This is a genomic window from Flavobacterium sp. RHBU_3, assembly GCF_046613565.1.
Taxonomy (GTDB): domain Bacteria; phylum Bacteroidota; class Bacteroidia; order Flavobacteriales; family Flavobacteriaceae; genus Flavobacterium.
On the sequence record NZ_JBKJHC010000006.1, the window covers coordinates 57,270 to 79,043 of the forward strand.

Annotated in this window: 18 protein-coding genes; 10 read left to right on the forward strand and 8 right to left on the reverse strand. The window is 44.5% G+C overall.

Annotation, left to right across the window (positions count from 1 at the left end):
* The first annotated feature begins 65 nt into the window (after positions 1 to 65).
* A complete protein-coding gene (locus ACLI1A_RS09915; RefSeq protein WP_411408497.1) occupies positions 66 to 1,076 on the forward strand; it encodes an LLM class flavin-dependent oxidoreductase in 1,011 nt (336 codons plus the stop codon).
* Between the two features lie 65 nt (positions 1,077 to 1,141).
* Here ACLI1A_RS09915 and ACLI1A_RS09920 read toward each other — a convergent pair whose 3' ends face one another.
* Positions 1,142 to 2,422, reverse strand: a complete 1,281-nt coding sequence (locus ACLI1A_RS09920; protein WP_411408498.1) for a glycosyltransferase family 4 protein — start codon at positions 2,420 to 2,422, stop codon at positions 1,142 to 1,144.
* A gap of 14 nt (positions 2,423 to 2,436) precedes the next feature.
* Positions 2,437 to 4,959 (reverse strand): YfhO family protein, encoded by a 2,523-nt coding sequence (locus ACLI1A_RS09925; RefSeq protein ID WP_411408499.1) that lies wholly within the window; start codon positions 4,957 to 4,959, stop codon positions 2,437 to 2,439.
* A gap of 278 nt (positions 4,960 to 5,237) precedes the next feature.
* Here ACLI1A_RS09925 and ACLI1A_RS09930 point away from each other — a divergent pair, with 278 nt between their 5' ends.
* The 3 genes from ACLI1A_RS09930 to ACLI1A_RS09940 are packed head-to-tail and all read left to right on the forward strand — an operon-like array spanning position 5,238 to position 8,557.
* The gene (locus ACLI1A_RS09930) at positions 5,238 to 5,672 is read left to right on the forward strand and encodes a response regulator (RefSeq protein WP_411408500.1); all 435 of its coding nucleotides are present in this window, start codon (positions 5,238 to 5,240) and stop codon (positions 5,670 to 5,672) included.
* An 8-nt stretch (positions 5,673 to 5,680) separates the two neighbouring features.
* The gene (locus ACLI1A_RS09935) at positions 5,681 to 6,283 is read left to right on the forward strand and encodes a biliverdin-producing heme oxygenase (protein WP_411408501.1); all 603 of its coding nucleotides are present in this window, start codon (positions 5,681 to 5,683) and stop codon (positions 6,281 to 6,283) included.
* Positions 6,284 to 6,289: 6 nt separating this feature from the next.
* Positions 6,290 to 8,557, forward strand: a complete 2,268-nt coding sequence (locus tag ACLI1A_RS09940) for an ATP-binding protein (RefSeq protein WP_411408502.1) — start codon at positions 6,290 to 6,292, stop codon at positions 8,555 to 8,557.
* A gap of 56 nt (positions 8,558 to 8,613) precedes the next feature.
* Here the strand turns inward: ACLI1A_RS09940 and ACLI1A_RS09945 are convergent, their stop codons facing one another.
* The 3 genes from ACLI1A_RS09945 to ACLI1A_RS09955 form a co-directional block, all read right to left on the reverse strand.
* Positions 8,614 to 8,826 carry a heavy-metal-associated domain-containing protein gene (locus tag ACLI1A_RS09945; protein ID WP_411408503.1) on the reverse strand — a complete coding sequence of 71 codons (213 nt, stop codon included), beginning with the start codon at positions 8,824 to 8,826 and terminating at the stop codon, positions 8,614 to 8,616.
* A gap of 2 nt (positions 8,827 to 8,828) precedes the next feature.
* Positions 8,829 to 11,255 (reverse strand): heavy metal translocating P-type ATPase, encoded by a 2,427-nt coding sequence (locus ACLI1A_RS09950; RefSeq protein WP_411408504.1) that lies wholly within the window; start codon positions 11,253 to 11,255, stop codon positions 8,829 to 8,831.
* A 69-nt stretch (positions 11,256 to 11,324) separates the two neighbouring features.
* Positions 11,325 to 11,894, reverse strand: a complete 570-nt coding sequence (locus ACLI1A_RS09955) for a helix-turn-helix domain-containing protein (RefSeq protein ID WP_411408505.1) — start codon at positions 11,892 to 11,894, stop codon at positions 11,325 to 11,327.
* 280 nt (positions 11,895 to 12,174) lie between these two features.
* On the opposite strand from ACLI1A_RS09955, the gene ACLI1A_RS09960 reads away from it, so the two are divergent.
* The 6 genes from ACLI1A_RS09960 (at position 12,175) to ACLI1A_RS09985 (ending at position 19,913) form a co-directional block, all read left to right on the forward strand.
* Entirely contained in the window at positions 12,175 to 13,185 is a 1,011-nt protein-coding gene (locus ACLI1A_RS09960; RefSeq protein WP_411408506.1) for a carbohydrate binding domain-containing protein, read from the forward strand.
* Between the two features lie 13 nt (positions 13,186 to 13,198).
* The gene (locus ACLI1A_RS09965) at positions 13,199 to 14,581 is read left to right on the forward strand and encodes a sialate O-acetylesterase (protein ID WP_411408507.1); all 1,383 of its coding nucleotides are present in this window, start codon (positions 13,199 to 13,201) and stop codon (positions 14,579 to 14,581) included.
* Positions 14,582 to 14,614: 33 nt separating this feature from the next.
* Positions 14,615 to 16,903, forward strand: coding sequence for a beta-glucosidase BglX (gene bglX / locus ACLI1A_RS09970; RefSeq protein ID WP_411408508.1), 2,289 nt, complete (start codon positions 14,615 to 14,617; stop codon positions 16,901 to 16,903).
* Positions 16,904 to 17,062: 159 nt separating this feature from the next.
* Positions 17,063 to 18,256, forward strand: coding sequence for a pyridoxal phosphate-dependent aminotransferase (locus ACLI1A_RS09975; protein ID WP_411408509.1), 1,194 nt, complete (start codon positions 17,063 to 17,065; stop codon positions 18,254 to 18,256).
* Positions 18,257 to 18,380: 124 nt separating this feature from the next.
* The gene (locus tag ACLI1A_RS09980) at positions 18,381 to 18,665 is read left to right on the forward strand and encodes a DUF3817 domain-containing protein (protein WP_411408510.1); all 285 of its coding nucleotides are present in this window, start codon (positions 18,381 to 18,383) and stop codon (positions 18,663 to 18,665) included.
* On the forward strand, positions 18,666 to 19,913 hold the full coding sequence (locus tag ACLI1A_RS09985) for a mechanosensitive ion channel family protein (RefSeq protein WP_411408511.1): 1,248 nt from the start codon (positions 18,666 to 18,668) through the stop codon (positions 19,911 to 19,913).
* 322 nt (positions 19,914 to 20,235) lie between these two features.
* On the opposite strand, the gene ACLI1A_RS09990 is transcribed toward ACLI1A_RS09985, so the two are convergent.
* The 3 genes from ACLI1A_RS09990 to ACLI1A_RS10000 all read right to left on the reverse strand — a co-directional run bounded on the left by ACLI1A_RS09990 (position 20,236) and on the right by ACLI1A_RS10000 (position 21,760).
* On the reverse strand, positions 20,236 to 20,697 hold the full coding sequence (locus ACLI1A_RS09990; protein ID WP_411408512.1) for a hypothetical protein: 462 nt from the start codon (positions 20,695 to 20,697) through the stop codon (positions 20,236 to 20,238).
* A gap of 224 nt (positions 20,698 to 20,921) precedes the next feature.
* A complete protein-coding gene (locus ACLI1A_RS09995; RefSeq protein WP_411408513.1) occupies positions 20,922 to 21,344 on the reverse strand; it encodes an acyl-CoA thioesterase in 423 nt (140 codons plus the stop codon).
* Positions 21,341 to 21,760 carry an NUDIX domain-containing protein gene (locus ACLI1A_RS10000; protein ID WP_411408514.1) on the reverse strand — a complete coding sequence of 140 codons (420 nt, stop codon included), beginning with the start codon at positions 21,758 to 21,760 and terminating at the stop codon, positions 21,341 to 21,343. Before ACLI1A_RS10000 ends, ACLI1A_RS09995 begins: the two co-directional genes overlap by 4 nt.
* Positions 21,761 to 21,774 lie beyond the last annotated feature (14 nt).

Consider the following 21,774-nt stretch of genomic DNA (forward strand, 5'->3'; position numbering starts at 1 on the left):
ACACATCGAAATATTTAAATTTTTTAATGTAATTTTGCAAACACACACTTTTGGAAGATTACACTATGAAAAATATAAAAATAAGCGTGCTGGACCAGTCGCAGGTAGGCAGAAACAGTACCGCAGCCGAGGCATTAGCCGACTCCGGTAAACTGGTAGCATTAGCCGATGAACTGGGTTTTGAACGTTATTGGGTAAGCGAACACCACAACTTTAAACTGGTGGCAGGCACCTCACCTGAGGTGCTTATACCCTACCTGGCTTCAAAATCGAAACGTATACGCGTGGGCAGCGGCGGTATCATGCTGCCCAACCATAGCGCGCTTAAGGTGGCTGAAAACTTCGGGATACTGGCTACACTGTTCCCCGGGCGTATAGACCTAGGTATAGGCCGTGCACCGGGTGGCGACAGGCTTTCGGCTCAGTTGCTTAACCCGGCGAATAATTTTAGTGAAAAAGAATTGTACGAACAACTCATAGACGTGCGTGCGTGGCTGCGCAACGAGGAACTCCCCGATACCGTACACGAAAAGGTAAAAGCCTACCCCATCCCTGAAATAATGCCCGAATTGTGGATGCTTACCAGCAGCGGTGGCAGCGCACAGTTTGCAGCGCATTTTGGTATGGCATTGTCCTTTGCACATTTTATAAACCCGGTGGGCGGCGCTGAGGTGGTTGCGGTATACCGCGACAGCTTTAAACCCAGCAAGGAATGGCCGGAGCCAAAAGTAAACGTAGGCATTTTTGTATTTTGCAGTGAAGACGAACAGAAAGTAAAGGACTGGGTTACGGAGTTTGACTACCGTATGCTGCACATAGAAATGGGTGCTACAGGTGATTTGCCTTCGTTTGAGGAAATAAAGGCAATGGACTACAGCATGCACCAACGCTCACGCATTGCATGGAACCGTAACCGTTTTATAGCCGGTACACCCGATGTGGTGAAAGATAAAATTACCGCCTTATCCGAAGAGTATAACGTAGACGAAATAATGATAGCCACCTGGGCAGAAAACTTTGAAGACCGCAAGCATTCGTATGAGTTGATTGCGGAGATGTTTGGTACTAAGGGGTAAGTTATTTGTGTTGTCAAAATCAGTCCTGCAAGCTCTTTAAGATATTGCAGGACTGATTTAATTCTTTATACTTTCCTCAACAAATCAGCAAGTTGCCCGGTAAGGTTTTTCCTTGAGTAATATTGCAGGCCTATGGCATTAGCCTTAAGGCTGTTGTTTTGATATTCGGTAAAGTATTTTAGCAGGGTATCTTTTATCTTTTGCTTTTCATTGTACAGGGCAAATACACCGGTATTTGTGGTACGCATTATTTCAGCAAAATCAGCTCCGTCAGGACCTATTGCCAGTATAGGTCGGTCTGAAACCATGTATTCAAACAGCTTACCCGGAATAATACACTTGGTTTCCTCACGGTCTATTTCCACCAACAAAAGTACCTGGCTCCTGCGCTGGTGCGCCACAGCTTCAGCATGCGGCACGTAGCCCAGATTGTTTACGTAATTATTCAACCCGTTTTGAGCAATGCTGTCCAGTACCTCGCGGCTTACTGCACCTATAAGCTTCAGTTCAAAACGTTGGGCAAAAGCCTCATTTTCTGTAACCAATTCGCTAATTGCCTGCCATAGCGCCTGAGGGTTACGCTCACTAAGGAACGAACCGATGTGCGCCAGCGTAAACTTATCGTCAAGTGGCTGTTTAGCTATGTTTTCCACATCATAACCGTTGGTTATAACGGCAATGGGCTTGGTGGTAAGCGCTTCAAATTCCTTTTTAGTGGTAGGGCTTGTAACCAGTACGGTATCGGCAGTGTTCAGCACCTGCTTTTCTAAATCCTTATGCTTTTTTTCTGCGGAAGCACTTAGCTTTAATTCCTTATGGTAGCCAATGGTTGTCCACGGATCACGGAAATCGGCAATCCACCGTACATCAAGTTTCTCTTTCATTCCAAGACCAATAAGGTGCAGGCTGTGCGGCGGCCCCGTAGTAATAACTGTGTCTATGTTATTCTCCTGAATGTATTTTGTAAGGAATTTTACCGACGGTTTTACCCAAAGCACACGCGCATCGGGTATAAACAGGTTACCCCGTACCCACAGCATTATACGCTGCAAGGCAGACTGTTTCTTCTTATCGGGGATAATACCGCTGCTTATCTTTTTGGTATTTCCTTTACTGAACATGGAAGCCCATGCATAGGGTTCGGTTATGCGCTGTTTTACTATGGTAATATCCGGGCTTACTTCTGCCAGCAAGCCTTCATCTACCAAAGGATATGTAGGGTTTTCAGGTATATACACTACCGGCTGCACCCCAAATGAGGGCAGGTATTTAACAAACTTCAGCCAGCGCTGCACACCAGGGCCACCTGCAGGCGGCCAGTAATATGAAACTATGAGTACTTTCAATGCTAAAGAATCACTTAGGCCTGAGCCGGTTGTTTACTCTTTTTATTTTCAAACCAAATACCGCCACCAAGCAAGCCCAGGAACAGTACAAAACTAATCAGGGTAATGGTACTGCCGGTTTTTACTACCTGTGGTTCAAATTTAAACTCTACACTGTGCTTACCCGCAGGTATCGGCATGGCGCGCAGGGTATAATCGGCCTGGTAGTGTGTGGCAGGCTTACCGTCTATGGTAGCGTTCCAGCCTTTAGGGTAATACATTTCGCTGAATACTGCAAAGCCATCGTGGCTGTTGTTAGTAGTATAGCGCAGGTGGTTCGGTTCGTATGATTCCAGCTTAATGGTTGCTGTACTGTCTTTTACAAAAGTAGTTTTGGCAGCCGCCTCAGGGAATTTCTCCTTATTAACAACGGCTACGTTCTTAACATCCAGTTTTTCTACCGACTTAAACTCATCATCTGCCGTAGTAACCGGTTTTACAGTACTAACAAACCACGCCGGACCTGCGGCAAACGGGTTGGTTAACGGAATGTAATCTCCCTGTTGCCCCTGCAAAATAAGGTACTTAACATTCAGCAGATCCAGCACCGGAACAGCACTTTTCAGGGTTAATGTTTGCTCATCGATATTATTATAAATAGGTGCAGCTGCATCTTTTTTACCGCTTTCTAAGGTAAAGGTAAACAGCTCGTCCATCCTGCGCGGGCGAACGGCACTGTACCCTCCTACCGACTGGTGGAAATATGAAGTACGTCCCTGCATCCTGGCTCCCGGTTCGTATACACGGAAATGCCCGTCGTCTTTCAGGATAAATTCATCAGCACCATTTGGCTCAAACGGCACGGTCATTTTACTTTCCGATACAAAATCATCGGCGTTTACATATTTGTGGTCTACCGTAAACAGGTCGCCTACAGCAAGTACACCTACGATAATTACGGCAACCGTTTCGCTAAGCTTTTGTTTGTAAGCAAAGAATAACGCAGCGGCAGCAGCCAACACAAAGAACAACGCACGGGTAATATCTGCTGTAAACATATCCATACGGGCTTCTTTAAGCGCCTGTATGTAACCGGCTCCGTATTTTTGGAAAGCTTCCGGCCCCAAAATATAGTTTATTGCAAAGCCTTCATCATCAGCTTTTTCAAATGCAAATGAACCTTTAAGTATAAACAGCACAACCAGTAATCCTCCCACTACAGCAGTAGATTTCCACAGGTTTTTAAACTGTTCTTCTTTTGTTAATTTAAAGAAGGTTTGCAGCCCCATGAAGGCCAGCACCGGTATACACAGTTCCAGTATTACCTGTATAGATGACACCGCACGGAACTTATCATACATGGGTACATTTTCTATGAAGAAATTGGTAAGCCCCGAAAGGTTTTTACCCCAAGATAGTAACAGCGTTAGTATAGCCCCCGCAAGGAAAGCGTATTTAATTTTACGGTTATCGGCAAAAAGTGCAAATACCGCCAGGAAAAACACAACTATACCTATGTAAGCAGGTGCTTCTACAATTGGCTGGTCGCCCCAGTAGTACGGTACATTTTCAGAGATTTGTTTTGCCTGATCTACAGGCAGCCCAAGGTTAATAAAGTATTCGTATACTTTATTTTCGCCTTTTACTGTTTCGTGCGAGCCGCCACCATAAAGCCTCGGCACCAAAAGGTTAAGGCTTTCACCTATACCGTAGCTGTATTCGGTAATATAATTGTAATCCATAGCCGCACCCGATGTTACCGGGGTACCATCGGCTTTAAAAGTAAGCTCACTTTTGCCACGGATACTATAATTTGTAAACTCAGATGTAGCCATAAGGCTGGTAGCATTTAAGCCTAAAGCCACAATTCCTGCCACTACAAATACACCTATTGATGTACCAAGGTGCTTATAATCTTTAGTTTTAGCAACATCTACAATGTAGTAGATACCTATACACAGCAGTAAAAACAGCAGATAATAGGTCATCTGGAAGTGGTTAGCGTTTATCTCCAGCGCAGTAGCAAGCAGTGTAACCAGCCCACCCACTATATAGCGCTTTCGGAATACCAAGATAATACCGGCAATTACCACAGGCATATAGGCTATGGTATGGGCTTTGGCATTATGCCCCGCTCCAAGGATAATAACCATATAGGTACTGAAACCAAATGCCAGTGCCCCGAAGAAAGCCTTTAGCGGATCTATTTTAAGTACGCGAAGCAATATAAAAAAGCCTAAAAAGTATAGGAACAGGTAGTCTGCCGGGCGCGGAAGGAACCTAATGGCAGCATCTATTTTTTTTATGTAATTGTGCGGGTAGTTTGCCCCCATCTGGTACGTAGGCATACCGCCAAAAGCGTTGTTTGTCCAGTAAGGCTCTTCATCATGGGCTTTACGGAAATCATTTTGCTCTTTGGCCATACCGGTATATTGTGCAATATCCGATTGGAAGAAAGCTTTATTTCCCTTTAAAACCGGGTAAAAATAAAACAGTGAAACCAATACAAAGCCCAATACGGCAAGCAATTCAGGGTAAAACCTTTTTATATTTTTCATGTGCAAATGTTTGCTAAGTTGCTAAAGATAAAAAACGGCGTGAAGATACTTATTTTCCCTAAAACGGCAGAAACCGCTATAGTATTTTAAGTAAAATTACAAAATACACATTCGGCTCCACTGAACTGAAGCGGATTATATTTTGTTTTTCACTAATGGAAAAAGATATTACATGCTTGTAAAAAGGTTAAACATTCTTAATTGCAGTATTAGTGACGTATTAATAATTATATTTGTTACTTCACCTTGCTGTTTATAATTAAAAACAACACCCCACAATGGAACGATTAACCATTTTTTATACAGACGATGACCTGGAAGATTTAGATTTCTTCAGGGAAATTGTAGACAGCCTTGGAGAACAATATGAGGTAGTTACCCAAAACAGCGGTATGGACTTACTCCATGCGCTGCATAATCCTCCGCCACACCCCTACCTTATTTTCCTGGATATAAACATGCCGGGCATGAATGGGCTGGAAACGCTAAAAAGAGTACGGGAAAACGACACCCACAGGCTAATGCCCATAATTATGATTTCTACATCTAACGATATAAGCATCATAGAAAAGGCAAGGCTCTTTGGCGCTACATATTATCTGCCAAAATCGGGCGATTTTGACAAGCTGAAAAATTCTATAGAATATGTACTGTCAGTAAACTGGGGTAGTTTTATAACTACCGATAAAAATTTTGTATACCACAACTATTAAAAGCCTTCATGGAGAATACCACAACTGAAATAAACTTTTTACAAAACCTGCGTCAATCTACAGCTAAAGCCCACACAGCTCTTGAGGCGCTTCCGGTATCGGAATCTATACTTAAAGACGACGTAACAAATGCTGAGTATGCCCACTACCTTACGCTAATGCATGATGTGGTGAACGATGCCGAAGAGAATATTTTTCCGGCACTGGAACGCTATGTAAATGACATAAACGAACGAAACAAGGCACATCTTATTGAAGCCGACCTGCAAAAGCTGGGAGCGTTAAAAACAGGAATGCAAAAACCGGTTTCTGCCGGATTACAAAATCCTACAGCAGCCTTTGCTATGGGAATATTGTACGTTATAGAAGGCTCTTCATTAGGTGGCAGGATAATCCTGAAAAATATAGCTAAAAATTTAGATCATACAGAAACCAGCGGAGCAGCCTACTTTAGCGGATACGGTACTGAAACCGGCAGCCGGTGGAAAGCTTTTTTGTCTGACCTGTCTGATTTTGAAAACCAACATAGTGCCGTAAACGAAATTATAGCCGGAGCTAATTATGCTTTTGAAGCAATTCACAAGCATTTTAGCGACAATAGTAACTTGTAAGAATTTATGAAAATAAGGGATATTGTAAACCGCGATATTGTAAACTTAACAAACTGCGAGCAGGAACCCATACACATACCGGGCAGCATACAGCCTCACGGATTTTTGCTTGGCCTGAAAAAAAAATCGCTAATTATCGATTTTTGCAGTGCTAACACAGCCGAGTATCTTAGCCTGTTTCACACACAGCTGCTGGGGAAATCTTTTGGCGAAATTTTTGGTGATGATAACGAGAAAAAGTTAACGGAGTATGCCGCCAAAGGGCTTATGCTGAGCAGCTCCCTGCTAAAACTACAACTTTGCGGGGTCGACTTTTTATGCACCCTGCATCTTAACAACAACGATATTTACGTACTGGAAGGAGAGCCACAGGGTTTTAGTCAACAGGAAGCCAGCGATGTGTACGACCAGACTTCGCAGTTTCTGGGCTATATGCACGAAACGCACACCCTTAAACAACTGTGCCAGCTTGTAGCTGAGGGTACAAAAAAAATTACCGGTTACGACCGCGTAATGATTTACCGCTTTGATAAAGACTATAACGGCGAAGTATTTGCCGAAAGTTGCCGCGAAGACCTGGAACCTTTCCTGGGGTTACATTACCCACATACCGATATACCGCCACAAGCGCGTGAATTGTACAAACGCAACCTGCTGCGCCTGATTACCGATATTAATTACACCCCCGTAGCTATTTATACCCAGGATGATGCAGAAAACAAGAACCTGGACCTAAGCCTGTCTATACTGCGCAGTACATCGCCCATACATGTACAATACTTACAAAACATGGGGGTAGGCGCCACGCTTACCATATCATTAATGTATAAAAAACAGTTGTGGGGGCTTATAGCCTGCCACCACTACTCCCCTAAAAACCTTAGCCCCGAAATAAGGCTTGCAGCGCAATTGCAAGGACACTTTATAACCTCACAAATTGATGTAAGACAGTCTTCTGAGGAATATGAGCATGCCCGAAAAACAACCCTTGCGCTTGAACGGCTAAATACCATAGCGCTACACAAGGAAAGCGACCTGCATAAAATTACCGAAAACATCGACATGCTTACCCTAACAAACGCCGGCGGTACCGCCATAGTGTTAAACGGTATGGTGTACAAAAACGGGCTTACAGCATCTGACGAAAAAATAAAGCAATTATCCATCTGGCTGGCTACGTATACCAATAACGGCAGCTTCAGCACAGAAAACATTACATCCTATCTCCCTGAGTTTAAAAGCGAGTGCGAAACCACTTCGGGGGTTATATATCATTCGCTGGATATAGATAGTAATAACTGTATCTTATGGTTTAGGCCCGAGAGCAAAACAGAGGTGCACTGGGCGGGCGACCCGCAAAAGTCAATCATAAAAGATGAAAAAGGGCTTTCGCCAAGGCGTTCATTTGCGCTATGGAAAGAAATCGTAGACTGTATCAGTAAACCATGGCTGCGCCCCGAACTGGATGCCGCTGCCTCTTATGCTTACAGCCTGCAGCGACAAATAAACCTGCTTATCATTACTCAGGAAGAAGAAAAGTACCGCAAACTGAGCGAACTGCTGGAAGAAACCAACAACGAGCTGGAAAACATAAACTGGATAAGCACGCACGACCTACAGGAACCCTTGCGTAAAATACAGCTTATGGCTTCCAGGATACTAAGCCGTGAGCAGACATTGCCGGAAAATGTGGAAGATTCTATAAAACGCATCAATGCATCGGCTAACCGTATGCAAAACCTGCTTATAGACATACTAAAATACACCCGCCTGCGCCACACCCACGACAGTTTTGAAACAGTTGATTTAATGGCTCTTATAGACGAGGTTAAACAAGATATAACTGAAACTTTAAACGAAAAAAGCGCCTATGTGGTTACCGAAGGGTTACCCCACATACAGGGCATTCCCTTTTTGCTGAAGCAACTGTTCTTCAACTTAATATCAAACTCTGTAAAATACTCGGATGCCAACCGAAAACCCGAAATAAAGATTACCCATAAAGGGTTGAAGTATCTTGACGGTTCACACGAACTTTTCCATGTTATTACTCTGTCAGATAACGGCATAGGGTTTGAACAAAAATACGCCGAACAGATATTCAATATTTTTACCCGCCTGCATGACATTCCTGACCAAAAAGGTTCAGGGGTGGGATTAGCGCTTTGTAAAAAAATAATGCAAAACCACAAAGGGCAAATTGCCGCCAGCTCCATACCGGGAGAGGGTACTACAATATGGCTATACTTCCCTGCCGAGCCACAACAAGGATAATTTTCCATATAACAAACAATCCCCATAAGTGTTTATTACCTAAGGGGATTGTTTTATTATTGCAGCGGCTCTATTTTAAAACCTGCTTTTTTTACTGTTTCCATTACAGCATCTTCAGGCAGGCTTGTGGTTACCGTTAGTACCTTATCGGGATTGTCGGTATCTACTTTCCAATTTTCAATACCCTCGGCGGCATTTAGTAACGGCGTTACCTTTGCCACACAACCACCACAGTTAATGCTGGTTTTAAATTTCATTTGCTTTTCCATAGTTATATCTTTTTAATTTTTAATAATAAACTGTTGCTTACCACACTTACACTGCTCAATGCCATAGCCGCACCTGCAATCATCGGGTTTAGCAGAAAACCGTTTACCGGGTACAATAACCCTGCAGCTACAGGTATACCAATAACATTATAAATAAACGCCCAAAATAGGTTTTGCCTTACCGTAGCCATGGTTTTCCGTGATAGATGGATGGCTATGGGCAACTTAAGCAAATCTCCCGAAATAATGGTCATTTTTGCCACATCCATAGCTACATCGCTGCCCCTGCCCATAGCAATACTTACATCGGCCTGAGCCAGTGCAGCACTGTCGTTAATACCATCGCCTGCCATAGCCACTACATTACCTTTTTGCTGTAGTTCTTTTACAAAATCAAGCTTGTCCTGCGGCAACACATTAGCCTTATACTGCTGTATACCCACCGTTTCGGCAATGGTTTTGGCAGTGGCTTCATTATCTCCGGTAAGCATATATACCGCTATACCTTCGGCCTGTAATTGTTTCACCGCTGCTACCGATGTAGGCTTCAGCGCATCGGCTATTGCTACCGCCGCCAGTAGTTGGCTTTCATCAGCAAAGAACACCAGCGTTTGGGCTTTTTCAAGTTGGGCTGTTACCCAACTTTCAGCCTCACTGCCAATTGTTATGTTATTTTCGGTAAGCAAAGTCCTGTTTCCTACCCAATACGTTTTACCGTTAAACTCCGCCCGAACTCCCTTGCCTGCATTATTTTCAATGGTGATTCCCTCAATAAAATGTGCACTTCCAAAATAGGCTGTTATGGCTTCTGCTAACGGGTGCGACGATGATTTTTCTATACTGAAAAACAAACTCTTACATTCATCATTCTCAACAAACCATTTAACATCGGTTACCTGGGGTTTACCCTGTGTAAGCGTACCTGTTTTATCTAATACCACAGCCGTAACCTTGGCTGCATGCTCCAGGCTGTCGGCATCCTTAATCAGTATACCTAAAGATGCTCCCCTTCCTACACCTACCATAATGGCAGTGGGCGTAGCAAGCCCCAGCGCACACGGACAGGCAATAACCAGCACCGTAACCATAGCCATAAGCCCCTGTGTAAATCCGTTTTGGCCTCCCAGCACAATCCAGGCAACAAACGTTAGTACCGCAACAGCAATAACCACCGGAACAAAAATACCCGCTATCTTATCTACCAGGTTTTGTACCGGGGCACGGCTGCCCTGTGCATCCTGAACCATTTTAATAATCTGCGCCAAAAGCGTATCGCTGCCTACCTTATCTGCCCTAAACTGAAAGCTGCCTTTTTGGTTTAGTGTACCGGCAAATACCTTGCTCCCCTCCTGCTTTATAACAGCCACAGGTTCACCGCTTATCATACTCTCATCTACATAGCTGCTACCGGTGGTAACCGTACCGTCTACCGCTATTTTTTCGCCGGGTTTTACCAATAGCATGGTACCCTGCTGCACACTGCTTACCGGCATTTCCATTTGATGTCCGCCGTGGTGTACTACGGTAACGGTTTTGGGCTGTAGTCCCATAAGGCCTTTTATAGCCGATGAGGTTTTGGCTTTAGCCCGGTCTTCCAGCAATTTGCCTAAAAGGATGAAGGCTATGACCACCGCCGAAGCTTCAAAATACACATCGGCATGACGGCCTTGTTTGTGCCAAAATTCAGGAAACAACGTATTAAACACACTAAACAGGTACGCCACACCGGTACTCAGCGCCACCAGCGTATCCATATTAGCCGAACGGTGTTTTGCCTGTTTATACGCTCCTATAAAAAACTGCCTGCCAAAATACAGCACCACAGGAGTAGCCAATACCCACATAAGGTAAGGCACCCAGGGCTGTTTCATAAACACAGGAACCATGCCCAGCACCACTAAAGGAACAGATAAAGCAACTGACCAAAGCGTTCTTTTTTTCAGGGAATTATAATGTTCTCGCTGTAAATCGGTAAGGCTGTCGGTAGCCTCATCGCTTTCGTCAATCATCAGGTCGTAACCTACAGATTGTAACGCCGATTTAAGCACCTGCGGATTAGTTATCGTAGGAATAAATTCTATAGTACCATTTCCGTTTGCGTAGTTTACAGTAGCGCTTACCACCCCCGGCTGCATAGTCAGTACATCCTGGCTGCTTGCCGCACACGAAGCGCAACTCATATTAAGCACCGGGTATGTTTTTTTAACGGTAGGTACATCGTAGCCCAGGCTGCGCACCTGTTTTACAGCGACAGGCAGTACAGCCGCAGCATCATTGGTTTCTATTACAGCCCGGTTATTATTCAGCTCTACTTTGTGCGAGGAAATACCCTTGACTTCTTTCAGCCCTTTATCTATAATCATGGCGCAGTGTTCACTGTCCATACCCTGTAAAGGCAGGTAAAGGGTGTTTTTATCTTTTGTAGCCATAATACTTAGTTTATGGTACAAAGTTACGCCTGTGCAATAATAAAAGGGTTACAGGATTACGGAAAAGATTTACAGATTTCGGGAAAGCGCATCGAGCGGCTGGCGCAATGCCGTGCTGTTTTTACGGAAATTTGTAGGCGTTACGCCCGTAGTTTTACGGAACTGTGCCGAAAGGTGCGCCACGCTGCTATACCCCAGCCTGTGGGCAATTTCACTCAGGGTAAGTTCATTGTATTGTAGCAGCTCTTTTACTTTTTCAGTCTTTTGCAGAATAACGTATTGCTCTATGGTAATGCCTTCGGTAGCTGAAAATAATTTACTCAGGCCGGAATAGTCCCGGTGCAGTTCGGTGGCCAGCAGTTCAGAGAACACCACATTGCTTTCTTCAGTATGGTGAATATGGTTTATTACAACGGATTTAATTCGGTCTATCAATTGCAGTTTGTTATCTTCCAGCAATTCAAAACCCTGTTCCTGCAATTTTAGTTTAAGCGCTACTAATTGCGCATCATCCGGATCTACAGCCGTAACAGCTTCCCCAAGCTGCACACTTTCGGGCTGCAAATCCATCGCCGTAAGCACACCTTCTACAGCAGCAATGCAGCGCGGGCAAACCATATTTTTTATAGAGAGTTTCATTTTTTATGAATGCGGGATAACTACACAAAGGTACGACTATTTTATCAAAGGGATAATTACCGCGCTATTACCGCGAAGAGTACAGCACGTTATTTCACACATTCTCAGTATAGCATCATAAAAATATCATTACTGCAAAAACACCCGCGTTTTTGCACATCCCGTATAAGCAAAAGATAAAATAATACATTTCGAAAACGCTGATTTTGGGTATTTTGGCTTACGCTAATTACAACGATTGAAACACAAAAAATTAGCCTTTAACCAAACACGTAACAACATGAAAAATACATTACTAACCCTTTCACTTCTGGCAGTTACCTGTGGCTGGAGCCAAAAGAACCTGGTGCGCAACGGCGGTTTTGAAAGCAATACCGACAGTTGGCGAGGCGATGCTGCCATACTGAACAATTATGATAAACAGGCCGGTAAAAGCAGTGGCATGATTAACCAGTTTACAGGGCAGCAATGGAAAGGTATCGACCAGATTGTAGCTATCCCGAAAGAAACTTATGCGTTGGAATTTTCCGTGTGGATTAAAGCAGATAACATAGAAGGCGGCAAAGATGCCTGGAATGCAGGTGTGATGACTGTAGAATTACTTTCGGGTGGTGAGGCTAATATCAGTTATGAAAACGTAGCCCAGGTTACGGGCTCTACCGGGTGGACACAGTACAAGAAAACCGTAGTGGTGCCAAACGGTGCCAAAAAGTTTAGGATTATGCTGGCTTTGGCACAAACAAACGGCTCTGTTTTATTTGATGAAGTGTCGGCAGTGCCTTATAAAACAGCTGAATTTGAAAAAATGAAAGACGATGAGCGCAAGGCCGCCCAGGCAGCTGCAACACAATTTAAAAACGGTAACTTTGAAAACGGCATGGAGGGATGGCGCGGAACTGCCAAAACCGTAAGCCCGGCAAAGGAAGGGACAACCGCAATAGCCCTGTCGTCAGACCAGCCGGTGTGGACGGGTATAGACCAGATAGCCGCTATTCCGGAAGGAAGCAAAAATATCGTTATTTCGGGCTGGCTAAAGCCCGATAACATAGTACGCGGCAAGGACAGCTGGAACAACGGTGTTTTTATACTGGAACTGACCAAAGACGGCCAAACAAAAGCCACAGAAGACCAGCTCATAGGCAGCGTTACGGGCTCAGGCGAATGGATGCATTTTGAGAAAACCTTTGCCCTGCCACAGGATGCCGCTAAATTCAGGCTTATGCTTGCCCTGAGCAACTGTACCGGCACCCTATTGGCCGACGACATTAAAGTAAATTTTACCAAAGAATAAGTATTTAGAATACATGAAACAACTTTTATTAAAACTGATTGCCCTTTTTGCTCCCGTATGTATGAGTGCCAACGTAATACTCCCTTCTGTTTTTTCAGACAATATGGTACTGCAACGCAACGCCGAAGTGAAGCTATGGGGCTGGGCAAGTGTAAACGAAGAAATAACCATAACTACCGGCTGGGACAATAAAGAATACAAAGTAAAAGGCAGTAACCAGGCCACTTGGAGCCTTATCCTGCAAACACCCGGAGCAGGCGGGCCGTATACCCTGAAATTTAAGGGATATAATGAGGTAAGCCTGAACAATGTAATGCTGGGCGAAGTGTGGATATGCAGTGGGCAAAGCAATATGGAATGGACACCAAGCGCAGGAATTGTGGGCGCTGAGGCTGAAATTGCAAAAGCAAATTACCCAAACATCCGCTTTTTTACGGTGCCTAAACTTACCGCCGACTGCCCGCAGATAAACCTCCCGGCAAGCTGGCAGGCCTGTACCCCCGAAACCATGAAGTACTTTAGTGCAGTAGGTTATTTCTTTGGGCAAAAATTACATGAGGATTTAAAAGGTGTACCTGTAGGCATTATCAATTCCAGCTGGGGTGGTACCCCGGCAGAGATATGGTTCCCTGCCGATTATATAACCAGCGACAGAGTAATTTCCGAAGCGGCTGCTAACATAAAACCAAACGAATGGGGACCTACGCAGCCCGGCCGTACCTGGAACGCCATGATAAATCCGCTTGTGGGTTTTCGCATTGCCGGGGCATTGTGGTACCAGGGCGAAAGCAATGTGGGCAGCAGCGTATACAACAAAACCCTGGGCGGACTTATTACTTCGTGGAGGCAGGCATGGGGCTATGATTTCCCGTTTTACTTTGTGCAGATTGCCCCGTATAACTACGATGGAAACCCTGATGCCGACTGGGGTGTAAAGGTTCGCGATGCCCAACGCAGAGTGTTAAACGAAGTACCCAACACCGGGATGGCAGTAATTACCGATGTGGGCAATCTGGAAGACATTCACCCAAGAGATAAAAAGCCGGTAGGTATCCGCCTGGCAAACCTTGCGCTAAGCAAAACATACGGCACAAACAAAGCCGTTGCCGAAAGTCCGTTATACAAGGATTTTACGGTAAAGGGCAGCAAGCTTACGGTACATTTCAGTAATGCAGAGGGACTGCATTTTGCGGGAAAAACCTCTACCCTTTTTGAAGTGGCAGGCGCCGATGGTAAGTTTTATCCGGCACAGGCACGCGTACAAAAAGATGGCGTGGTTGTAGCTGCCAAAGAAGTAAAAACTCCCGTAAAAGTGCGCTATGCCTGGAAAAATGCCGTTAAAGCCGACCTGCTGAACGGTGCCAATCTTCCGGCATCATCATTTACAAGCGAATAATTTCCATAAACAGCTATATCTAAAAACCTTACCATGAAAAAAACACAAACCCTTATAGTACTCGCACTGCTGGCTGCCGGTACGGCACAGGCGCAAAAAAAGAAGAAAATGGAACAAACACAGGACATTGAACAACGCGTAGAACAGCTTTTGGCCAAGATGACCTTAGAGGAAAAGGTAGGCCAGATGAACCAATACAACGGCTTTTGGGAAGTAACAGGCCCCGCCCCTAAGGAAGGCAACGCCGCCATAAAATACGAACACCTGCGCAAGGGCTGGGTAGGCTCTATGCTTACCGTACGTGGTGTAGACCAGGTACGTGCCGTGCAAAAAATAGCCGTAGAAGAAACCCGCCTGGGCATACCACTTATCATAGGTTTTGATGTAATTCACGGGTACAAAACCCTCTCTCCTATTCCGCTTGCTGAGGCTGCCAGCTGGGATATGCAGGCCATACGCAAATCAGCGGAAACAGCAGCATCTGAGGCTTCTGCATCGGGTATCAACTGGACGTTTGGCCCTATGGTAGACATCAGCCGCGACGCCCGCTGGGGTCGTGTGATGGAAGGTGCCGGCGAAGACCCGTTCCTGGGTTCAAAAGTAGCCGAAGCACGCGTTAAAGGCTTTCAGGGTGATACCCGTGCCGACCTTGCCAAACCTACAACCATTGCTGCCTGTGCCAAGCACTTTGCCGCCTACGGCTTTGCCGAAGCAGGTCGTGATTACAACACCGTAGACATTAGTAATTCAACCTTATACAATGCCGTACTCCCTCCGTTTGAAGCGGCTAAAAATGCCGGGGTACGTACGTTTATGAACTCGTTTAACGTGCTGAACGGCGTGCCTGCCACGGGCAGCAGCTTCCTGCAAAGGGATATACTGAAGGGCAAATGGGGCTTTGACGGTTTTGTAATAACCGACTGGGCATCCATACGCGAAATGATTAAATGGGGCCATGCCAAAGACGGTGCCGATGCCAGCCAAAAGGCGGTAACCGCTGGTGCCGATATGGATATGGAGAGCCACCTGTATGTATATGAGCTGGTTAAACTGGTTCAGGAAGGTAAAGTAGACGTTAAGCTGATTGACGATGCTGTACGCCGTATTTTACGAGTGAAATTTGAGCTTGGCCTGTTTGACGATCCATATCGTTACTGCAACGAAAAGATTGAAAAAGAAGTCATTGGCAGCAAAGCAAATCATGAGGCCGTGCTGGATATGGCTAAGAAATCCATAGTGCTGTTAAAGAACGAAAACAACCTGCTTCCGCTTAAAAAAACAGGACAAAAAATAGCGGTAATCGGTTCGCTTGCTGCCGATAAAAACAGCCCGCTGGGCAGCTGGCGCATTGCTTCAGACGACAATACAGCTGTGTCTGTTTTAGAAGGTTTACAGCAGTACAAAGGCAATACCCTTACCTATGAAAAAGGTGCGGAACTCACTGAAAACAAAGCTACTTTTCTGAATGAAGTGGTATACAATACTACCGACCGCAGTGGTTTTGAAGCGGCTAAAAACGCTGCCAAAAACGCCGATGTAGTGGTTATGGTGCTGGGCGAACACGGCTTTAGCAGTGGCGAAGGCCGCAGCCGTACCAACCTGGATTTACCTGGTTTACAGCAGGAATTGCTTGAGGAAATTTATAAGGTAAATAAGAACATAGTGCTGGTACTGAACAACGGCAGGCCGCTATCAATCACCTGGGCAGATGGGCACATACCGGCGATTGTAGAGGCGTGGCACCTGGGTACCGAAACCGGAAACGCTGTGGCCCAGGTACTGTATGGCGATTACAACCCAAGTGGAAAACTACCTATGACCTTCCCGAGGAATGTGGGCCAGGTGCCGATTTACTATGCGCTGCTAAACACCGGAAGGCCTACAAACGCTGATAACAACGTATTCTGGTCGCATTACAGCGATGTGGAGAAAACACCGTTGTATCCGTTTGGGCACGGGCTTAGCTATACCACTTTTGAATACGGTAATGTAACTCTTGATAAAACTTCTTACGCTAAGGGCGAACCTGTAAAAGTGAGCGTAACCGTTAAAAACACCGGTAATTACCATGGTAAAGAAGTAGTACAGCTGTACATTAGGGATGAAGTAGGCAGCCTTGCCCGCCCCGTAAAAGAGCTGAAAGGCTTTGAGCTTGTGGCACTTAAAAAAGGTGAAAGCAAAACCGTAACCTTTACCCTAACCGATAAAGAACTTGGCTTTTACAACAACGAAGGGCAATACCTGGTAGAGCCGGGAACCTTTAAAGTGTTCGTGGGTTCGTCATCGGAAAAAGTACAGGAAGCAGGATTTGAACTGAAATAGACCATATCTAAACCCAATAGCAGGAGCCACTTGATTAATTTAAGTGGCTTTTGTGTTTTATAACATATAATGTTTCAATATTTAAAATTTTAAATGTGCTGTTGCTGTGCAATCTGCAAAAAAATTGCAACTTTGCACTCAAAATTAATAAAAGTAAAAATGCCGCAAGTATCGCAGAAAGGCATGCAAATGCCTGAATCACCTATAAGGAAGCTTGTTCCGTACGCGGAAACAGCCAAAAAGAAAGGCCACAAAGTTTATCACCTTAACATAGGCCAGCCGGATATAAAAACCCCGGAAGTAGCGCTTGAAGCTATTAAAAACAACGACATAAAAATCCTGGAATACAGCCACTCGGCAGGTTTTGAAAGTTACCGCAATAAACTGTCGGCATCGTACAAAACACACGGCGTGGATGTAAATCCTGAAAACATCATTATAACTACAGGTGGTAGCGAAGCACTGCTTTTTGCACTGGGCAGCACCCTTGACGCCGGTGATGAAATCATCATCCCTGAGCCGTTTTATGCTAATTACAATGGCTTCTCGGTAGCATCGGGTGTAAAAGTGGTTCCGGTTATTTCTACGATAGACGAAGGTTTTGCCCTTCCTCCTATCGCTGACTTTGAAAAACTGATTACAAGCAAAACCAAAGCTATCCTTATCTGTAACCCGGGCAACCCTACAGGTTACCTGTATACAGAAGCCGAAATAAACCAGCTTGCCGAACTGGTTAAAAAACACGACCTATTCCTTATTGCCGATGAGGTATACCGCGAGTTTACGTACGATGGCGATAAGCACTATTCGGTAATGAACGTGCCGGGCCTTGAAGAGTACGCCATAATGATTGACTCGGTATCTAAGCGTTACAGTATGTGCGGTGCACGCATTGGCTGTATCGTATCTAAAAACAAAGCGGTTATGTCCACTGCAATGAAGTTTGCACAGGCTCGCCTTAGTCCGCCTACTTTTGAGCAGATAGCCAGCGAGGCAGCCCTTGATACTCCTCAGAGTTATTTTGACGAGGTGATTACCGAATACAAAGAGCGTCGTAACACCCTTGTAAAAGAACTTGACAAAATAGAAGGCGTTAAGGTAGCTGTACCAAAAGGCGCTTTTTACTGCATAGCCCGCCTGCCGGTAGCTAACGCTGACGATTTTGCACAATGGTTACTGGAAAGCTACGACAACAATGGCGAAACCGTAATGGTAGCTCCTGCCGCAGGCTTCTACTCTACACCGGGTGTGGGACTTAACGAAATACGTATTGCTTACGTACTGAAGAAAGAAGACCTTATCCGCTCAGTAGCCATACTGAAAGACGCACTTGAAAAATACAACAACAGGTAATACCTGCTGTTACGATACTAAGAGCCGCCCGAAATTTACTTTGGGCGGCTCTTTTATTTTAAGAAAATTTGCTTCAGCCGAAAGCCTCTCTTGATTACCTTTGCAAAAACACCCTTTTATAACCATGACTAAATTCTTTAAAATAGTAGCCACTCTTGAAGGCCTTTCACTATTGTTCCTGTTTTGTGTGGCAATGCCCATGAAATACATCTATCATGATTTAACTTTATTGAAACCTGCCGGTTTAACGCACGGTATACTTTTCATTGGCTACATTATCCTTGCGTATATGCTTAAGGAAGAGCAAAACTGGAGTTTTAAAAAATTCTTTATCGTGGCTATCGCCTCGGTTATTCCTTTCGGTACTTTTTACATAGAGTGGAAATACCTGAAAGCACCACAAAGCTAAATGGACCTGTACAACTGGGCATACAAGCTGTTTCGGGAACTGCACATGGAGCATACTGCGGCGCTGTATGCTAATCTGGGCGTAAACCTGCTGTGTATAGGTATTACATCTTTATTGCTGTACTACATAGCCCGCAGGGCGCTAAAAACCGTAGCAATAGTAATTGCAAGGCGCAGCAAAAGCACCTTCGACGATTTCCTGGTGCTAAACGGCGTACCAAAACATATAGCCTGGTTAGTGCCCCTACTGCTGGTATACAACACCGTGCCCATTGCCCTGGAAAAATTCCTGAACTGGGAATACATTTTCAGCAAGGGGTTTACCATAGTAGCCTTACTGCTTACACTGCGCATTATAGGTAGCATCATGCGGTCTATACGCGATTACCTGAAACAACAGCCCGGCTTTAACGACAAGCCCATAGACAGCTACATACAGGTAGTAATGATACTGCTGTGGCTCTTTGCAGCCATAGCCATGGTACTTATCTTATTCAATGTAAAACTGCTGGGGCTGCTGGGAGCCTTTGGTACCGTATCGGCGGTTATTATCCTTATTTTTAAAGACACCCTGCTGGGTTTTGTGGCCAGTATACAAATTTCGGTAAACGACATAGTGCGCATAGGCGACTGGATTACCTTTGAGAAATTTGGCGCCGACGGCTACGTAACCGAAATCAACCTGGCTACGGTGCGCGTACAAAACTTTGACAATACCTTTACCACGGTGCCTACCTACAGCCTGATTTCCGATTCGTTTAAGAACTGGCGCGGCATGCTGAATTCGGGGGGAAGGCGCATAAAACGCCATATACTGATTAAGGCCAACAGCGTGAAGTTTATAGGCGACAGCGAAATTGAAAACCTGAAGAAAATACAGCTTGTTACCGACTACCTGACCCAGCGTAAAGCCGATATAGACAAGTACAACGCCGAGCATAACATAGATAAATCACTGGCTATAAACGGACGCAACCTAACCAACCTGGGCGTGTTTCGTAAATACATAAACCGCTACATAGAAACCCATCCGGGCGTAAACAGCGACCTTACCATAATGTGCCGCCACCTGCAGCCTACCGATAAAGGTACACCACTGGAAATATACATGTTTACCAAAGACAAACGCTGGATAAACCACGAATACATTATGGCTGATATTTTTGACCATATCATCGCTTCTGTGGAGTATTTCGGGCTGGAAATCTTTGAACTGCCGTCGCAGGGACAGGATGTTTTTGAAGGGTAGGTTTAATGATGGTTGGTGGTTTTGTGGTTGTTGGTTGTTGGGAACTTCACTCGGATTTTACTGAACGAATGCCTTCAGTACTTTGTGAGGTAAAGGGTGGTAAGTTTTCGGGGGGGGGTCTGGTTCGGTTGATAGTAATTGGGTATTTTAGTACACACTAAATTCCGTTATCCCGTAGAGACAGATTGCATCTGTCTCCCGTTACAATCAGTTCGCCACTATGCTGCAAGACAGATGCAATCTGTCTCTACAAGAACGCCTGAAAATCCGTAAAACCTGCGATTGAACAACATAAACATCATTCGTTTTCCGAAATTCCACATCAATTACAGTCCATTTCTAACTCTTTTAATCTTTGAAATTCATTAAAGGTAATCATTCTCTTAACTCTTTTAAAGAAAGACTTTTTATAACTCAATTCAATTCCCTTTTTTAACAGCCTGAATGTAATATACTTTTTGGGGTAGGTATTTTTATTTATAGTTAAAGAGTTTGTTAGCAAAAACTTCTCATTAGAAATAGTATATTCCTTAATTAAAGAATAAGCACCTTCAAAATTATCAACTCCAGGAATAACAACTCTAAAAACGTAAACTTTGTTATTTAATACTTTTATAAATTGTCTCTTTTTTTGATACCAACGAATATCAATTGTATCCAGTGTAGTATTGCCCTTAATTAAATATGCTGAAGTTTTTGATTGGATTTTTATTTTATAATCCTGAGAATAAGAATTATTTAAATAAAAAAAACATACTATTAAAAGCAGGAATATTTTTTTCATAATTATTTGTAGGTTGTTTGGCTTTGATACTGCTTCAATGTCAAGTTTAGTTGTCGGTTGATGTTAAGCTTCAATGCGTGCCAAATTCGTCATGTTCGTAGAGACAGATTGCATCTGTCTCCCGTAACAATCAATAACCAGTTTGCCACTCAGCAGTGAGACAGATGCAATCTGTCTCTACAAAACGTGAATATAAACTGTTGAAATCCGCGTTCCATAAAAACTTACCCCTGCTCCTGCTGTTCCTGTTGCCTCCTACGTTGCTCTATACGGTCGTCTACAAATTCTATCTGGGTTTTACCGTGCGCCGAGGGACGGCCGGAACCATCGAGGTTTACCATGGTAATGTTGTCTACGGTAATAATTTTTTCCTGGGTCATTTTATTACGTACCTCGCAACGCAGTATCAGCGAAGTACGGCCAAATTTCACTACGTCTATACCTATCTCCACAATATCGCCCTGCTTGGCAGAGGCCATAAAGTTGATTTCGCTCATGTGCTTTGTTACCACGCGCTGGTTTTCCAGCTGAATAATAGAGTACAATGCTGCCTCTTCATCTATCCATTCCAGCAGCCTGCCGCCAAAAAGCGTACCGTTAGGGTTCAGGTCTTCGGGCTTAACCCATTTACGCGTATGAAATCTCATAATCTGTATTTTTGTAGTGCTAAATTTATAATATCTGCGTGGTCAAATGCCAATGACGGCAGGGCTTTAACAGAAAACCATTGCGCTTCTTCAGCGTCGTCTGCACCTACTGCCTCCACACCATCCGGTGCAAAGCCTGTATACGCTACAGAAACCGTGTGATGCCTGGGATCGCGACCCGGTTTACCAAAGGCGCCAAGCTGTTCCATATCATTTATTACAAGGCCGGTTTCCTCTTGTAACTCACGCTTAGCCGCATCGGGCAGGTCTTCGTTTTCATCTACAAACCCACCGGGTAACGCCCATTTGCCCTTGTCCGGGTCTTTAAGGCGTTTTATAAGCAGGAGTTCATTTCCGGTATCAGACTTCCTGAAAACCACAGCGTCTACTGTAACAAATATTTTTGATGTCCACATATACTTTTCTTAGC

Excerpts from the sequence above, each read along its gene's own strand:
- ACLI1A_RS09915 (WP_411408497.1), top strand. The coding sequence starts at position 66 with ATGAAAAATATAAAAATAAGCGTGCTGGACCAGTCGCAGGTAGGCAGA.
- ACLI1A_RS09925 (WP_411408499.1), bottom strand. The coding sequence starts at position 4,959 with ATGAAAAATATAAAAAGGTTTTACCCTGAATTGCTTGCCGTATTGGGC.
- ACLI1A_RS09930 (WP_411408500.1), top strand. The coding sequence starts at position 5,238 with ATGGAACGATTAACCATTTTTTATACAGACGATGACCTGGAAGATTTA.
- ACLI1A_RS09935 (WP_411408501.1), top strand. The coding sequence starts at position 5,681 with ATGGAGAATACCACAACTGAAATAAACTTTTTACAAAACCTGCGTCAA.
- ACLI1A_RS09940 (WP_411408502.1), top strand. The coding sequence starts at position 6,290 with ATGAAAATAAGGGATATTGTAAACCGCGATATTGTAAACTTAACAAAC.
- ACLI1A_RS09945 (WP_411408503.1), bottom strand. The coding sequence starts at position 8,826 with ATGGAAAAGCAAATGAAATTTAAAACCAGCATTAACTGTGGTGGTTGT.
- ACLI1A_RS09950 (WP_411408504.1), bottom strand. The coding sequence starts at position 11,255 with ATGGCTACAAAAGATAAAAACACCCTTTACCTGCCTTTACAGGGTATG.
- ACLI1A_RS09955 (WP_411408505.1), bottom strand. The coding sequence starts at position 11,894 with ATGAAACTCTCTATAAAAAATATGGTTTGCCCGCGCTGCATTGCTGCT.
- ACLI1A_RS09960 (WP_411408506.1), top strand. The coding sequence starts at position 12,175 with ATGAAAAATACATTACTAACCCTTTCACTTCTGGCAGTTACCTGTGGC.
- ACLI1A_RS09965 (WP_411408507.1), top strand. The coding sequence starts at position 13,199 with ATGAAACAACTTTTATTAAAACTGATTGCCCTTTTTGCTCCCGTATGT.
- bglX (WP_411408508.1), top strand. The coding sequence starts at position 14,615 with ATGAAAAAAACACAAACCCTTATAGTACTCGCACTGCTGGCTGCCGGT.
- ACLI1A_RS09975 (WP_411408509.1), top strand. The coding sequence starts at position 17,063 with ATGCCGCAAGTATCGCAGAAAGGCATGCAAATGCCTGAATCACCTATA.
- ACLI1A_RS09980 (WP_411408510.1), top strand. The coding sequence starts at position 18,381 with ATGACTAAATTCTTTAAAATAGTAGCCACTCTTGAAGGCCTTTCACTA.
- ACLI1A_RS09985 (WP_411408511.1), top strand. The coding sequence starts at position 18,666 with ATGGACCTGTACAACTGGGCATACAAGCTGTTTCGGGAACTGCACATG.
- ACLI1A_RS09990 (WP_411408512.1), bottom strand. The coding sequence starts at position 20,697 with ATGAAAAAAATATTCCTGCTTTTAATAGTATGTTTTTTTTATTTAAAT.
- ACLI1A_RS09995 (WP_411408513.1), bottom strand. The coding sequence starts at position 21,344 with ATGAGATTTCATACGCGTAAATGGGTTAAGCCCGAAGACCTGAACCCT.
- ACLI1A_RS10000 (WP_411408514.1), bottom strand. The coding sequence starts at position 21,760 with ATGTGGACATCAAAAATATTTGTTACAGTAGACGCTGTGGTTTTCAGG.